General features: G+C 71.0%; 15 protein-coding genes. 6 read left to right on the top strand and 9 right to left on the bottom strand.

Features of this window, described 5'->3' with window-relative positions; genetic code table 11:
* Together D8M35_RS01745 and D8M35_RS01740 are read left to right on the top strand one after the other, a co-directional pair.
* On the top strand, window positions 1-958 hold a 958-nt coding region (locus D8M35_RS01745; protein ID WP_238638053.1), incomplete at its 5' end, for a hypothetical protein.
* Between the two features lie 44 nt (window positions 959-1,002).
* On the top strand, window positions 1,003-1,899 hold the full coding sequence (locus D8M35_RS01740; RefSeq protein ID WP_126890257.1) for a site-specific DNA-methyltransferase: 897 nt from the start codon (window positions 1,003-1,005) through the stop codon (window positions 1,897-1,899).
* 235 nt (window positions 1,900-2,134) lie between these two features.
* Here the strand turns inward: D8M35_RS01740 and D8M35_RS01735 are convergent, their stop codons facing one another.
* Both D8M35_RS01735 and pgm read right to left on the bottom strand, forming a co-directional pair.
* Window positions 2,135-4,558, bottom strand: coding sequence for an MDR family MFS transporter (locus tag D8M35_RS01735; protein WP_126890256.1), 2,424 nt, complete (start codon window positions 4,556-4,558; stop codon window positions 2,135-2,137).
* 245 nt (window positions 4,559-4,803) lie between these two features.
* A complete protein-coding gene (gene pgm, locus D8M35_RS01730; RefSeq protein ID WP_126890255.1) occupies window positions 4,804-6,423 on the bottom strand; it encodes a phosphoglucomutase (alpha-D-glucose-1,6-bisphosphate-dependent) in 1,620 nt (539 codons plus the stop codon).
* A gap of 692 nt (window positions 6,424-7,115) precedes the next feature.
* Here pgm and D8M35_RS01725 point away from each other — a divergent pair.
* From D8M35_RS01725 to D8M35_RS01710, 4 genes are all read left to right on the top strand, one after another.
* Complete coding sequence (locus D8M35_RS01725; protein ID WP_126890254.1) at window positions 7,116-7,394, top strand: hypothetical protein; 279 nt, start codon at window positions 7,116-7,118, stop codon at window positions 7,392-7,394.
* A 55-nt stretch (window positions 7,395-7,449) separates the two neighbouring features.
* The gene (locus D8M35_RS01720; RefSeq protein ID WP_126890253.1) at window positions 7,450-7,758 is read left to right on the top strand and encodes a contact-dependent growth inhibition system immunity protein; all 309 of its coding nucleotides are present in this window, start codon (window positions 7,450-7,452) and stop codon (window positions 7,756-7,758) included.
* 58 nt (window positions 7,759-7,816) lie between these two features.
* Window positions 7,817-8,149 (top strand): contact-dependent growth inhibition system immunity protein, encoded by a 333-nt coding sequence (locus D8M35_RS01715; protein WP_126890252.1) that lies wholly within the window; start codon window positions 7,817-7,819, stop codon window positions 8,147-8,149.
* 171 nt (window positions 8,150-8,320) lie between these two features.
* Entirely contained in the window at window positions 8,321-8,662 is a 342-nt protein-coding gene (locus tag D8M35_RS01710; RefSeq protein WP_126890251.1) for a hypothetical protein, read from the top strand.
* A 115-nt stretch (window positions 8,663-8,777) separates the two neighbouring features.
* Here the strand turns inward: D8M35_RS01710 and D8M35_RS01705 are convergent, their stop codons facing one another.
* The 7 genes from D8M35_RS01705 to D8M35_RS01675 form a co-directional block, all read right to left on the bottom strand.
* Window positions 8,778-9,059, bottom strand: a complete 282-nt coding sequence (locus D8M35_RS01705) for a hypothetical protein (protein ID WP_126890250.1) — start codon at window positions 9,057-9,059, stop codon at window positions 8,778-8,780.
* Window positions 9,060-9,349: 290 nt separating this feature from the next.
* Complete coding sequence (locus tag D8M35_RS01700; protein WP_126890249.1) at window positions 9,350-9,595, bottom strand: hypothetical protein; 246 nt, start codon at window positions 9,593-9,595, stop codon at window positions 9,350-9,352.
* Between the two features lie 119 nt (window positions 9,596-9,714).
* The gene (locus D8M35_RS01695) at window positions 9,715-10,377 is read right to left on the bottom strand and encodes a methyltransferase domain-containing protein (RefSeq protein ID WP_126890248.1); all 663 of its coding nucleotides are present in this window, start codon (window positions 10,375-10,377) and stop codon (window positions 9,715-9,717) included.
* Entirely contained in the window at window positions 10,374-11,024 is a 651-nt protein-coding gene (locus D8M35_RS01690; protein WP_111226650.1) for a DUF2064 domain-containing protein, read from the bottom strand. Before D8M35_RS01690 ends, D8M35_RS01695 begins: the two co-directional genes overlap by 4 nt.
* Window positions 11,021-11,764: a glycosyltransferase family 2 protein gene (locus D8M35_RS01685; protein WP_126890247.1), complete on the bottom strand. Its 744-nt coding sequence runs from the start codon at window positions 11,762-11,764 to the stop codon at window positions 11,021-11,023. The genes D8M35_RS01690 and D8M35_RS01685 overlap by 4 nt, the downstream gene beginning before the upstream one ends.
* A gap of 363 nt (window positions 11,765-12,127) precedes the next feature.
* On the bottom strand, window positions 12,128-13,201 hold the full coding sequence (locus tag D8M35_RS01680; protein ID WP_126890246.1) for an NAD(P)-dependent oxidoreductase: 1,074 nt from the start codon (window positions 13,199-13,201) through the stop codon (window positions 12,128-12,130).
* Window positions 13,198-14,064: an MTAP family purine nucleoside phosphorylase gene (locus D8M35_RS01675; protein WP_238638052.1), complete on the bottom strand. Its 867-nt coding sequence runs from the start codon at window positions 14,062-14,064 to the stop codon at window positions 13,198-13,200. Before D8M35_RS01675 ends, D8M35_RS01680 begins: the two co-directional genes overlap by 4 nt.
* Window positions 14,065-14,074: the final 10 nt, after the last annotated feature.

The following is a 14,074-nucleotide window of genomic DNA, read 5'->3' as shown; positions in this document are numbered from 1 at the left end:
GCTCCGCCACCACGCCGACGGTGTGGTGGCGGAGCTCGGTCGGATCCGCGACCGGTCCGCCGCCCGTCGCGCCTCCGGACCGCTCGCAGAGGCGCACGCGGCGGACGCGTGGTCCGTGCCGGCCGCCCGACCCTTCGTCGAGGGACCGCCCTCGCGGTCCGTGCCCCGGGTCCAGCGTGTCCTGGTGTCCGTCACCGCCGGGGTCGCGGCCGCCGTGCTCGTGGCGGGGACCTCGATGTCGCTCCTGCCCCTCGTCCCCGCCGTGCAGGACGTCGCTGCGGCGGCGTTCGGCTCCGCGGACCCGGAGTTCGGCGGGACCGACGACGCGCAGGTGCCGGAGTGGTCCTCGGACGACGGTCACACGGACGTGACGTGGCTGGCCGGCGACGACGAGTGGGAGGGCACATGCGACTCCACGCCGGGTGACACGAACTGCGACGCGTACGAGATCGACACCGACGAGAGCTGCACCGCGGTCGTCACGGTCGGGTTCTTCGCGGGCGAGGACGACGAGGAACCGAGCCGGGTCGAGGAGCGCACGGTCGCGCTCACCGCGGACGTGCCGCTCGTCCTGGTCGAGAACTACGACGAAGCGTTCTCCGACGTCGGCGACGTGTCCTGTGTCACCGACGGTGGGGCGGACACCGACCGCGTGTCCGCGACGCAGCAAGCCGAGGACCACCTCGACGCCGACGCGCCGGCCGGGTGTGACGAGGAGGACTGCGTCGGCTTCGCCGTGACGGTACCCGCCGACTGTGCCGCTGCGGCCGTGCAGTTCCGGGTCTCGGCGTCGATCGGGACGGTGGACTCGCCGCACGACCTCGCGGTGGTCACCGCCCTGCGGGCCGGGGTGGCGTCCGACGTATTCGTCGGCGGCACCCACCGTGCGTCGGACGTCGTCGCGAACGGGGTCACCTGCCGGTCGACGGACGACACCGGGTCGACGCAGGCGTCCTGAGCCCCGCGGTCCGACGACGCCCGGCACCGGGGGAGGATGGTGCGGTGCGCAGCCTCGACGCCCGGAGTCCCGACCTCGTCGTCCTCGGCGACAACCTCGACGTCCTGCCGACCCTGCCCGACGGCGCGTTCAGGGTCGTCTACCTCGACCCGCCGTTCAACACCGGCCGGAAGCAGCGGCGCCACGCGGTGACCGCCGAACGCCGGACCGCCGGTGACGCCGGGACGATCACGGGCTTCCGGGGTCGGACCTACGAACGGATCCGCGGCGACCTGATGCGGTTCGACGACCGGTTCGAGGACTACTGGGCGTTCCTCGAGCCACGGCTGCTCGAGGCGTGGCGACTGCTGACCGACGACGGCACGCTCTACCTGCACCTCGACTACCGCGAGGCGCACTACGCGAAGGTGCTGCTCGACGCGCTCTTCGGCCGTGACGCGTTCCTCAACGAGATCATCTGGGCGTACGACTTCGGTGCCAAGTCCCGGTCGCGGTGGCCCACGAAGCACGACACGATCCTCGTCTACGTGAAGGACCCGGAGCGGTACTGGTTCGACTCCGAGTCGGTCGACCGCGAGCCGTACATGGCGCCGGGGCTCGTCACGCCGGAGAAGCGGGAGCGCGGGAAGCTGCCGACCGACGTCTGGTGGCACACGATCGTGTCGCCGACCGGCAGCGAGAAGACCGGTTACCCGACGCAGAAGCCCGAGGGGGTGCTCCGCCGCATGGTGCAGGCGTCGTCGCGCGAGGGGGACTGGGTGCTCGACTTCTTCGCGGGGAGCGGCACCCTCGGTGCGGTCGCGCGCGACCTGGGCCGGCGGTTCGTGCTCGTGGACGACAATCCGGTGGCGGTCGACGTGATGCGGCGGCGGTTGCCGCACGCGGCGGTCGAGTCGGCGGTCGGTTCGGCGGTCGTGTCCCCGGTTGCGCAGGAGGACTGAGCGCCTGCCGCCCGGAGCGGCCAGGATGGATCGGGGCGGACGCGTTGCGCCCGGAGCTTCGCCGACGGGGATGGCAGCTACTCCGGTCTCGACGCCAGGGGCGCCGGGATCGCGAACGTCGCGTTCACCTCGTCGGACCTGAGCGGCGCCGGGCTCGTCAGGGCCGGGACGACGGAGGCGACATCGTCGATGTCGTACGACGTCGACGATGTCGCCTCACAGCGGCTTCGGTGGACTACTCCGCGGAGTGTCGCCCGTGGTGCGCGGCTGTCGTGTCCGGTTGCGCGGCCCCGTCCGACGCGGCGTGCGCCGGGTGCGTGCGGATGGTCGCGGTCGTCGCCGGAGGCTCGTCCACCGGTGCCGCCGCGGCGTGCGCGCCGTGCGTGGTCGCGTCGGCGAGCGGCGCCCGCGTGCCGTCCTCGGGGCCGTGACCGGCGCGGTCGGCGGCACCCGTGTCGGAGGCGTGATGCGTGGCGGGGGAGGTGGAGCCTCCAGGCCGGTCCTGCGGCTGCTGCACCGTGACGTCCGGTGAGGTCGGGACCGCCCGCATCGACCCCGTGTCCGGGGTGACCAGCGAGCCGGTGTTCGCCGCCGCCTGCTGCGCGTCCGCCGACAGGCGGTCGGAGTCACCCTTCGCCGCGTTCGCCTGCTCCTGCAGCGCCGACACCTTGCGGAGCGGCGGGACCCGGAAGAACCAGGTCAGGACGAACGCGAGCAGGATCACGGCGAGGCCGACGGAGTAGACGACGACGGCCGACTGGCTGAACCCGACCAGGAACGGACGGGTGAGTCGCTGGTCTGCACCGTTGAGGAACGACGTGTCGCTCGTGGCGGAGCCGGCGGACGAACTCGCCGCCGTGTTGCCGTTCTTCAGCTGGTCGACCAGCTTCGGCGCGACCTCGTCGACCACGGCCTTCCGCTGGTCGGCGTTGCTGTAGTCGATCTGCAGCGTGCCGTCGACGACCTCGGCGTTCGCCTTCGACGCGGCGGTCTCGAGGGCCTGCTGCTCGGCAGCGGACTTGTTCGCGGCGACCTGCTGGGCGATGACCGAGTCGACCGACGCGGCGGGGATCGCACCGGCAGCGACCTGCTGCTGCACCTGCGCGGTGACCTGCTGCGTCACGGCCTGGTCGGCGGCCTGCTTCGCGGCGGCGGCGCCCTTGTCGAGCCCCTGCTGCACGTTCTGCTGCACCGGGTCGACGATCTTCGACCAGATCTGGTCCATCACGCCCTTGTTCTCGGACGCGCTGGCGACCGAGGGGGTGAGTGCGGCGGTGAGGGCCGGCTTGAGCGTCGACTCGTTCTGCATCGCGCCGGTGATGTTCGTCGGCATGAGCGTGAACAGGACCGACAGGAGCACCGCGGTGCCCATGGTGCCGCCGATCTGGCGGAAGAACGTCGCCGCACTCGTGGCCACGCCGATGTCCCGCGGCGAGACCGAGTTCTGCGCCGCGAGGGTCAGCGTCTGCATGAGCTGCCCGAGCCCGAGCCCGATGCCGAACATGCCGAGCATGAGGAACCAGAGCGGGCTGTCCGCGGTGAGGAAGGTGAGGAGCGTGAAGCCGATCGCCGTGAACGCGGTGCCCGTGATCGGGAAGGCGCCGTAGCGGCCGGTGCGCGAGATGATCTGGCCGGACGCGATCGAGGAGATCATCAGGCCGAGCACCATCGGCAGCATGGCGAAGCCGGACTCGGTGGGCGTGACGCCCTTCACGATCTGCAGGTAGAGCGGGATGGTCAGCATCGCGCCGAACATGCCGAAGCCGACGAGCACGGACAGGACGGCCGCCATCGAGAAGACCCGCGAGCCGAAGAGCTTGAGCGGCAGGATCGCGTCGTCACCCATGGAGCGCTCGACGATCACGAAGGCCAGCAGGCCCAGAGCGCCGATCGCGTAGCAGGCGATGGCGCCGGGGGAGTCCCAGCCCCACTCGCGGCCCTGCTCGGCGATGAGGAGCAGCGGCACGAGGGTGACGATGACCAGCGAGGCGCCCCACCAGTCGATGCGGGGCTTGCCGCGGTCGCCGAACTTCGGCAGGTGCAGGAACGTCGTCACCATGATCAGCGCGACGATGCCGACCGGCACGTTGACCAGGAAGACCCAGCGCCATCCGCTGACGAACAGGATCTGGGACGCGCCGGCGAACAGGCCACCGACGAGCGGGCCGATCACCGAGGAGATGCCGAACACGGCCAGGAAGTAGCCCTGGTACTTGGCGCGCTCGCGCGGGGCGAGCATGTCGCCCATGATCGCGAGCGGCAGCGACATCAGACCGCCGGCGCCGAGGCCCTGCAGCGCGCGGAACCCGGCGAGCATGAGCATCGAGGTCGAGAACGACGCGGCGAGCGATCCGAGGATGAAGATGCCGATCGCGGTGAGGAACAGCGGGCGGCGGCCGAAGATGTCGGAGAGCTTGCCGTAGATCGGCGTCGTGATCGTGGACGCGATCAGGTAGGCCGTGGTCACCCAGGCCTGCTGGTCGAGCCCGTGCAGGTCGTCGCCGATCGTGCGGATGGCGGTGCCGACGATGGTCTGGTCGAGCGCGCCGAGGAACATGCCGGCCATCAGCCCGTAGATGACGAGCAGGATCTGCCGGTGGTTCATCACCGCGTTCGAGGACGTGGTGGGGGCCGCGGGTGCGGTCGCCGTCTGGGTCATTCGGTCTCCCGTGCGTACTGGTGCTCGCGCGTCGCTCACACCCGGGCGCGGGGGAGCGTTGTTGCGCGCACTGCAAAAATACAACCCGCGCAAACGGATTGTTCCCATCCGCCTCGTTCCTGTGGACATCGGCAGGGTGCTCGGGGCGTGTGCAGGAGTGGCCCGACCGGCAGGACGAGACGGTCGTGGAACGCCGAGGGCGTCACCGGACGGATCCGGTGACGCCCTCGGTCGGTCGTCGGGGACTACGCGCCGAGGGCGGCGTCCACGATCTCCTTCGCCTCACGCTGCACCTGCTCGAGGTGCTCCTGGCCCACGAAGCTCTCCGCGTAGATCTTGTAGACGTCCTCGGTGCCCGAGGGGCGGGCGGCGAACCAGGCCTTGTCCGTGACGACCTTGACGCCGCCGACGGCCGCGTCGTTGCCCGGGGCCTTCGAGAGCTTCGCCGTGATCGGGTCGCCGGCCAGGGTGTCGGCGGTGATCGCGTCGCCGTCGAGCTTCGACAGGCGGGCCTTCTGCTCCTTGCTCGCCGCGGCGTCCACGCGCTGGTAGACCGGGTCGCCGAAGCGCTCGGTGAGCTCGGTGTACAGCTGCGACGGGGTCTTGCCGGTGACGGCGGTGATCTCCGACGCCAGGAGCGCCAGGATGATGCCGTCCTTGTCGGTCGTCCACGCCGTGCCGTCCTTGCGGAGGAACGAGGCGCCCGCGGACTCCTCGCCACCGAAGGCCACGGAGCCGTCGATCAGGCCCGGGACGAACCACTTGAAGCCGACCGGGACCTCCCAGAGCCGGCGTCCGAGCGACTCCGCGACGCGGTCGATGATGCTCGACGACACGAGCGTCTTGCCGATCGCGGCGTCGTCGCGCCAGTCGGGGCGGTGCGCGTACAGGTACTCGATCGCGACCGCGAGGTAGTGGTTCGGGTTCATCAGGCCTCCGTCCGGCGTGACGATGCCGTGGCGGTCCGAGTCGGCGTCGTTCCCGGTCAGGACGTCGAAGTCGTCCTTGTGGGCGAGCACCGAGGCCATCGCCGAGGGGCTCGACGGGTCCATGCGGATCTTGCCGTCCCAGTCGAGGGTCATGAACGCCCACGTCGGGTCGACCTCGGGGTTCACGACGGTCAGGTCGAGACCGTAGTGGTCGCGGATGCGCTCCCAGTACGGCAGCGATGCGCCACCCAGCGGGTCGGCGCCGATCTTGACCCCGGCGCGCTTGATGACCTCGATGTCGATGATGTGCTCGAGGTCCGCGACGTACGAGCCGAGGAAGTCGTAGCCCTCGGCAGCGGTCTCGTCCTGGCGGCGGACGGCGGCGTTCCCGTCGGCGATGATCGCGTTCGCGCGGTCGGCGATCCACGACGTGGCGTCGCTGTCGGCCGGGCCGCCGTGCGGGGGGTTGTACTTGAAGCCGCCGTCACGCGGGGGGTTGTGGCTCGGCGTGATGACGATGCCGTCCGCGGTGTCGCCGTGCTCCTCGCGGTTGTACTTGATGATGGCGTGGCTGAGCGCCGGGGTCGGGACGAAGCCGTCCTCGGCGTCGGCGAGCACCCGGACGCCGTTCGCGGCGAGGACCTGCAGTGCGGTCTGCTCGGCGGGGGCGGAGAGCGCGTGGGTGTCGCGGCCGATGAACAGCGGACCCGTCGTGCCCTGCTCGGTGCGGTACTCGACGATCGCCTGCGTGATCGCGGCGATGTGCGTGTCGTTGAACGCGGTGTCGAGCGAGGAGCCGCGGTGGCCGGAGGTGCCGAAGACCACCTTCTGCTCGGGGATCGACACGTCGGGGACGCGCTCGTGGTACGCGGCCAGGAGGGCGTCGAGGTCGACGAGGTCGTCTGCGGTCGCGGGGGTGCCGGCGCGGTCGTTCATGGGCCCATCCTGGCATCGCGGGGCTCGGGGCGCTCACGGTCGCGTCGGGATGCGCACTCGTCGTTGCGGGGAGCAGTTGCGGGTCGTTCGGAGGACATGCGGCATGTCACCGGCCGGCGGTAGGGCCGAGCGCATGGGGGACGCGATCCGCGCGGACGCAGCGCTGCTCGCCGAGGTGCAGGCCGGCGACGGCGCCACGCTGCACACGGCGAGCGGTGCGGTCGTGTCCTGGGCGGCGCTGCACGTGTTGGCCGCCCACGGGTTCCGTTGCACGGGATCGCGCGCACTCGGCGGGGTGCAGATCGTCCAGCGCGGTCCCCGGTCCGCCTTCGAGACGCTCAGATGCATGGTGGGTCGTCGGAGGCGATGGACGATCTCCACGTGGTCCGAAACGGTCTGGAGGCGCGCCTCCGGTCCGTCGTGCTCGGTCGCCATCCGCGGTCGGCGCGGTTCTCGACCAGCCGCGGGCGCGTCGACGGCGTCGTCGACTCGGGCATCTCGGGCCGCCGGCCCCACTCGGGGTGTTCTCTGGAGCACGCGCGATGCGCGGTCTGGAATTCCGAGATCCGCGCGCTCCGCGTGGTCATCGTTCGCATGCCAGGCGACTCGACTGGCTTCCGCATCGTCAGTGCCGATCCCGATGGGACGGTGAAGTAGTGGACAGGCAGACTCTGTCTCGCAGCGCTCCGCTGATGGTCAACGTCATCGGAGGCCTCTTCTACCAAGGTTGGTACGAGGACCGTTCGGCGGACGAGACGTTGGAACTCGCCTTCGCATACCGCCCGCTGGCCGAGCGAGAAGCGCTCGTGCACGAGATCGATGGACTCCTTGCGGCTCTTCCGACGACGGAGGATGTCGAAGACTTCTTCCTCTCCTTCAATGTCGACATCGACTTCCGACGCGACTTCGGTGGGGATGTCCGCGCCTGGCTCGAATCTGCCCGCGGAGTCGTGCGGGGGTTCGCCTCCTGAGTCCTGCTCCCACGCTCGATCGAACTCGACTGCAACTCCGGCCCAAGGGATCCACATGGAAGCGTCACCCCAGTACCCCGCCTTCGACGCACTCATGGGCGGCGCCTTCAACCAAGACTGGAAAGACGAGTGGTCGTCGGTTGACGAACTGTTGACCGAGGCTCTTGACGAGTTCCCGGCAACTCGACGCGCGCTCCTGACCGAGCTCCTGCAGATCCGGGACAGTTGTTCGGAAGCCGACGTGGTGGGCATGTTGGAATCGATGGGGAGTGGCTTCCGACCGGAGGTGGATGCGCAGGTGAGCGCTCTCGGTTGGGTTGACCGTCTCGTCCGACGCATCAACGCACACGACGCTGATGCATGAAGAGCAGACCCAGCGGCGAGACGCCGAGTTCCCGATGGACCCGGGGCGAGAGGCATGCATGAAGATGGAGAAGTTCGCGGCGAGAGTGCCGTCTTTCGCGGACTTGATGGGCGGGGCGTTCAACCAGGATTGGCGCGATGAGTGGGACTCAGCAGAGGAGATCGTTACATCGGTCCTCGGGGAACGCACCGATCAGCTACGGAGCATGCTGAAGGACCTTCGCCGGATCGACCAGGTCTGTTCGGATGACGACATCGATTTGCTGCTCTTCTCGCTCGGTTCTGGATTCTCGCCCGAGACGGACTGGGGCATGAGCCCGAAAGGTTGGGTGCAGGATTTCGAGGTCCGGCTGGAGCGAGAGCTGGTTGCGCGAGGCGACGCCTCCGACTGAGCGACCTCCGCGACCGACACCGTCGGGCCGACCCCTTGAGGCGATGAAATCGAGCCGCAGGCTCGGGCGTCGCCGATGCGCGATGCATCCGTCGTGCGGGTCGAGTTGCAGTCCCTTTCGGACGGGCAGCCCCGTACTCGATCGTCACGATGTACACGCGAGAGGACCTGGATGGACAAGCACGAGTACTACCGGAGCGTCGCGGCGCGCGCTCCTGGCTTCAGATCGCTCTTGGCGGCTGAGTTCAACTACGACTGGGACCTCGACTGGCCGGATGTCGAGTCCGTGCTCGTCAACGACCTCGACGAGGTGTCGCGGGCCGAGAACGTCCAGTACCGCGACGAACTGGACTACCTGCTGCGGGAGTTGCCGACCGACAGCGACGTCGACGGTTTCTTCAGGTTCGTGGGTACGGGTCTCTTGCCGCGGGTCGACCTCGGGCAGTCAGCGCGGTCGTGGATGCTCGAACTCCGTGACCGCACAGCACGCAACGTCCAGTCGGAAGCGGAGTGATGAGGGAACCTGGGAAGCGCAGCCGCATCGCCGTCGGGGTGCGAGGGGAATTCGCCGGAGCCGGACCCCGCTGTGGCGAGCATCACGGCGCGGAAGTTCCAAGGCTTCGACACCTTCAGAGGGGGAGACCGTTGTCTGATCCCGCGACCGAGATCAGCTGGTCGGGGCGCTCGTGACCGCCGACTCCTGGCAGCGGCTTGCGGCATTGCGGAGGGAACTGTTCGCTCACCTCGACGAGGTTGCTCACGAGGACGCGCCAGCGGTTCCGACGTGCGAGGCGTTCGCGGACGCGCTCGACGACGCGGGGCTCGAGTGGGAGGACCACGATCGACAGGAGGACCCGTGCGGAGATCGGGTCATCCTCCGTCACGTCGACCTCGGCGAAGCGGTCACCCATCGGCTCCTCATGTGGGAGTTCCCGTACAACGACGAGCCGTCGGGATGGCTCTGGGGTCCCGCACCGTCCACCCAGGCTCGGTTCCTGCGCGCACTCGAGTGGGCGCAGCGTCATCCTGGCGAGTGGTCGCCGCAGCTCATCCAGTATCCGGTGACGGAGCGAGACGCACGGCAGCCACGACTCGACCGGTGAGCGCAGACCGGTGAGCACAGAGCGAGCGGCCGCCCACACCGGGAACGCGGGGGACGTCTCGGGGTGGGCGACCGCTCGCGGTCTGGAGGAGTGGCGGCTCAGGCGGTCCGGAACGACCCGGTCGCCGTCCGCAGCGACCCGGTCACGGTGCGCGTCGAGGACGTCGCGGTGCCGGGGCGGCGGAACTGGGTGTCCACGAACCGGCCGAGTGCACGGCCCGAACCGGTGCCGGTGTAGCTGCCGACCGGGCGCCACGCGGCCTCGACCGCGTAGGCGCCGATCTCGTCACGCTGCTCGAGGCCGGAGACGTACGCGCCGCCGAGGGGGTTCTGTCGGTTCTGCACGGGTGCTCCTCGTCGTCGTGCCGAGGGCCACAGCCGTCAGACCGACGACCAGGGCGCCGTCGGCTGTTGCCCACGACGCTACCTCGTTGTCTTGCATCATGCAAGACAACGAGGTGTGTTCAGGCGACGAGCTCGCAGAACGTCCGTCCGTCGGTCGTCCAGCTCTGCCGCGCGCTGAGGCCCGCGGTGGCCGCGTGCCGGAGCAGCGCGTCGACGCCGACCTCGGCCCACGGGAAGCCCTCGCTCCGGTTGCCGTCCACGTCGACCACGTGCGCGGTGAACGCACGGTCGGCCGAGCGATCGGCGTGCGTCTCGACGACCACGCGACCACCGTCGCGGACGATCTCGCCGCAGCGGGCCAGGAGTGCGACCGGGTCGCCACCGATGCCGATGTTGCCGTCGATCACGAGCGCGGTGTCCCAGCGACCCTCGTCGGGGATGGTGTCGAACACGGAGCCCTGCACGGCGGTGCCGCCGGAGCGTCGGGCGATCGCGACGGCCTCGGCGGAGACGTCCACACCGAGCGACGGGATGCCCAGCGCCCGGGCTGCGACGAGCATGCGTCCGGGACCGCACCCGACGTCGATCACCGGGCCGTCGGCTCCCTCGAGCAGCGAACGGTCGACTCGGTCGGCGGCGGCGCTCCACCGGCCGACGTCCATCGTGACCTCGACGTCGGGTCGGTCCGGGTCGGTCAGGCGCAGGTGGCCGTCGGTCTGCAGGGCGCGGGCGTACGGCTCGCCGCCGCCGGCGCCGAACGTGACGGTGTCGTGCATCGTCATCGGGCACCTCCGGTCGTCGTGGTCATGGTGGTGTCGCGCTCGGCGGCGAAGGCCGTGGCGAAGCGCGAGGTCGGCGCGAGGGCGGCGACCTGCTCGGCGTCCGCCACGGTGTCGACGTCGAGCAGTGCAGGCAGCGTGCCGACCGACAGGCCGGCGTCGGTCAGGCGTGCGAGCTGCACGGCGCCGGTGTCGTCCTGGGACATCGGGACGCCACGGAGCAGCGCACCGTCGGGCTCGCGGAGGTACAGCGACCAGAAGCCACCGTCGTCCGCGGGGCCGAACCACGCGTCGCGCTCCGGGTCCTCGAAGACCGGCACGAGATGCTCCGGCGAAGCCTGCGGCGTGTCCATGCCGACGAGCAGCGTCGGACCGGTCATCGCGTCGAACATCGCCCCGAGGCGCTCGTCGAGTCCGCCGCCGACCTGGTGCAGGACCTCGAAGTCGTCGGTGCCCTCGGGCAGGACGACGCCGTCGTAGAGCAGCACGCGACGCGAGGCGGGCAGGGCGCGCACCGTCTCGATCGTGTCGGCCAGCGCGGCCGAGGCGACGCGGGCAGCACCCTCCGGGGTCAGGGCCGGCGTCAGCCGGGTCTTGACCTTGCCGGGCAGGCACTCCTTGGCCACGACGACCACCGTGACGTCCGTCATGAGCGTGCTCCTTCCGTGGTGGACCCGGCCACGTCGCGGGCCGGACCGGGCGCGACCACGCGGGGTCGTGCCTCCCGTCCGTACTCGCGCAGCAGACGGGACATGTCGCGGACGGCGTTGACCGTGCCGCGGAGCGTGCCGGTGACCTTGCTGTCACCGACGCGCTGGGCGTAGCCGATGTCGGACTCGTCGACCCGCCAGCCGGCCGCGTGTGCGGCCAGGACCATCTCGAGCGGGTAGCCGCTGCGGCGGTCCTGCAGGTCGAGGGCGACCAGGTCGGCACGGCGCATGACGCGCATCGGGCCGAGGTCGCGGAGGCGGTAGCCGGTGGCGCGGCGCATCAGGACGGCGAGCACGCGGTTGGCGAAGCGCGCGTGCGGCGCCCAGGCGCCGCGGGTGGTCGGGACGCGGCGACCGAGGGCGAGGTCGGTCCGCCCGTCGGCGACGCGTGCGACGAGGTCGGGCAGCTCGCCGGGGTCCATCGAGGCGTCGGCGTCGCAGAAGGCGACGTACTCGGCGGTCGCGGCGGCGACGCCGGCGGCACAGGCCGAGCCGAAGCCCTTGACCGGTTCGGTGACGACGGTCGCGCCGTGGGCGCGGGCGACGTCGGCGGATCCGTCGGTCGAGCCGTTGTCGACGACGATGGCGCGGTACCCCTCGGGCAGGCTGCCGATGACGCGCGGGAGCGCGTCGGCCTCGTCCAGGCAGGGCAGGATCACGTCGACGGTCATGTGGTCCATTCGGTGCGGGTCGCTCCCGCGACTGGGCCGATCTCCGGTCGCGCGCGTCGCGTCCTCGTCGGGCTGGTCGCCGGCGGATGGGGTTCGGTCCATGCTCACGACGTAACACGATGACACGCCGCGGGGTACAGGATCCTGTCCCCCGGGGCGTGTCGGATGCGGTCTCCGGACGGCGTGTCCCGCGATCGGGGGACGGCCGGGAGGCGCGGCTGCGGTCGACGGTCCGCTTGCGTAGGCGGGTGCACCCGTCCTCGCCCTGGTCCAGCGGGCGAGTCTCGGCCAGACCGACACGGCTCGCGCCCGGAGGCGCGAGCCGTGTCGCCTGAGACGAGTCTCAGGCGGCGTCGTCCGCCGCGCGCTGCGTCACCGCTGCACGGCGGCACGGAGCGGGGCGGTCGCGAAGTCGCGCATGCCCTGCTCGAAGTCGACCTGCGCCTGCCAACCGAGCTCCGATCGGATCCGGTCGGACGACGCCGTGACGTGTCGGACGTCGCCCAACCGGTACTCACCGGTCACGACCGGCTGCGGGCCGTCGGGGCCGGCGATGGCCGCGGCCATGTCGCCGATGGTGTGCACGACGCCGGAACCGACGTTGTACGCCCGGAAGGTCTCGGCGGGCAGCTCGGCGGTCGCGGCGATCGACGCGGCGTTCGCGCCGGCGACGTCGTCCACGTGCACGAAGTCGCGACGCTGTCGGCCGTCCTCGAACACGCGCGGTGCCTCGCCGCGGGCGAGTGCCGAGCGGAAGAGCGACGCGACGCCGGCGTACGGGGTGTTCGACGGCATGCCCGGTCCGTAGACGTTGTGGTAGCGCAGGGCGATCGCAGTGCCGCCCGTCGCGCGGGCCCACGACGAGGCCAGGTGCTCCTGCGCGACCTTCGTCTGCGCGTACACGTTGCGGGGGTCCAGGGCGGCCGACTCGTCGATCAGCCCGGGCACGAGGGGACGGCCGTCGGGACCGATCGGGTCGAAGCGTCCGGCGTCGAGGTCCTCGCGTCGGCGCGCCGGTGGTCGCATCGGCTCGCCGTCGGCGGTCTCGTACGCGCCCTCGCCGTAGACGACCATCGAGCTCGCGACGACCAGGCGGCCGATGCCGTGCCGGTCCATGCCCGCGAGCACGTGCGCGGTGCCGGCGTCGTTCGACGAGACGTAGTCGGGGGCGTCCTGGAAGTCGACTCCGAGGCCGACCTTCGCCGCCTGGTGGCAGACGACGTCGACGCCCTCGAGTGCCGCTTCGAGCGCGGCGCGGTCGCGGACGTCACCGTGCACGAACGACAGGCCCTGCTGCTCGTGGGCACGGACGACCTCGGCGGGGTCGCCGTGCACGTCGTCGCGCAGCGAGTCGAGGATGCGGACCTCGTGGCCCTCGGCGAGGGCGCGGCGGACGATCGCGGAGCCGATGAAGCCCGCGCCGCCGGTGACGAGCAGGCGGCTCATGCGTCCACCGTCTTCCGCAGCACGCTCTCGCTGGCCGTGGCGGGGACCAGCTCGCGCGGGGTGTAGTCGTCGGGCAGCGCGGCGACGACGTCACCGATGGCGCGGACGATGACCTCGTTCGCGCGGGCCAGGCGCTCCATCACGGCACCGTGGGTGACGGGGGCCTCGGTGGACCGAGCTGCCTCGTCCTCGGTGGGCGCGAGGCCGGCGTCCGCGTCCGTGACGTACGACAGGTTGACCGTGCCGATGCCGAGCTCGGCCGCGAGCGGCACCTCGGGGGTCATCGTCATGTTGATCGTGTGGCCACCGGCCTCGCGCATCCAGATCGACTCCGCTCGGGTCGAGAAGCGCGGGCCCTGGATGACGACGCACGTGCCCGTGGGCCGGAACGGCACGTCGAGCGCGGCGACGGCGTCGACGGCGGCGCGACGGAGCACCGGGTCGAACGGGTCGGCGAAGGACAGGTGCTGCACCTGGTCCTCGAAGAAGGTGTCCTTCCGGCCCCAGGTGCGGTCGATGAGCTGGTCGGTCACGACGAACGTGCCGGGGGCGTAGTCCGGGTGCAGGCCGCCGACCGCGCTCGACGACACGATCGCCCGGACGCCGAGGGACCGGAGCGCCCAGACGTTCGCGCGGTGGTTGATCAGGTGCGGCGCGACCGAGTGCTCGCGGCCGTGGCGGGTGAGGAACGCGACGCGCTTGCCGGCCATCGTGCCGACCGTGATCGGGCTCGACGTCGGGCCGTAGGGCGTGTCCACGGTGATCTCGTCGGCGGTGCCCTCCTCGAACAGGCGGTAGAGGCCGGAGCCCCCGATCACCCCGATGCGAGCCGTCGTTCCGTCCACAGGTTCGGTCGTGGTCACGTGGTCCTCC

Origin of the sequence: Curtobacterium sp. HSID17257, from assembly GCF_003989515.1 — a bacterium.
Lineage (GTDB): Bacteria > Actinomycetota > Actinomycetes > Actinomycetales > Microbacteriaceae > Curtobacterium.
This window is presented reverse-complemented; position numbering and strand designations above follow the sequence as displayed.

What these genes read in the sequence shown, in the direction of transcription:
- D8M35_RS01710 (WP_126890251.1), top strand. Translation starts at nt 8,321, where the DNA reads ATGGACAAGCACGAGTACTACCGGAGCGTCGCGGCGCGCGCTCCTGGC.
- D8M35_RS01685 (WP_126890247.1), bottom strand. Translation starts at nt 11,764, where the DNA reads ATGGACCACATGACCGTCGACGTGATCCTGCCCTGCCTGGACGAGGCC.
- D8M35_RS01725 (WP_126890254.1), top strand. Translation starts at nt 7,116, where the DNA reads ATGGTCAACGTCATCGGAGGCCTCTTCTACCAAGGTTGGTACGAGGAC.
- D8M35_RS01735 (WP_126890256.1), bottom strand. Translation starts at nt 4,558, where the DNA reads ATGACCCAGACGGCGACCGCACCCGCGGCCCCCACCACGTCCTCGAAC.
- pgm (WP_126890255.1), bottom strand. Translation starts at nt 6,423, where the DNA reads ATGAACGACCGCGCCGGCACCCCCGCGACCGCAGACGACCTCGTCGAC.
- D8M35_RS01690 (WP_111226650.1), bottom strand. Translation starts at nt 11,024, where the DNA reads ATGACGGACGTCACGGTGGTCGTCGTGGCCAAGGAGTGCCTGCCCGGC.
- D8M35_RS01720 (WP_126890253.1), top strand. Translation starts at nt 7,450, where the DNA reads ATGGAAGCGTCACCCCAGTACCCCGCCTTCGACGCACTCATGGGCGGC.
- D8M35_RS01715 (WP_126890252.1), top strand. Translation starts at nt 7,817, where the DNA reads ATGAAGATGGAGAAGTTCGCGGCGAGAGTGCCGTCTTTCGCGGACTTG.
- D8M35_RS01680 (WP_126890246.1), bottom strand. Translation starts at nt 13,201, where the DNA reads ATGAGCCGCCTGCTCGTCACCGGCGGCGCGGGCTTCATCGGCTCCGCG.
- D8M35_RS01705 (WP_126890250.1), bottom strand. Translation starts at nt 9,059, where the DNA reads ATGGGTGACCGCTTCGCCGAGGTCGACGTGACGGAGGATGACCCGATC.
- D8M35_RS01695 (WP_126890248.1), bottom strand. Translation starts at nt 10,377, where the DNA reads ATGACGATGCACGACACCGTCACGTTCGGCGCCGGCGGCGGCGAGCCG.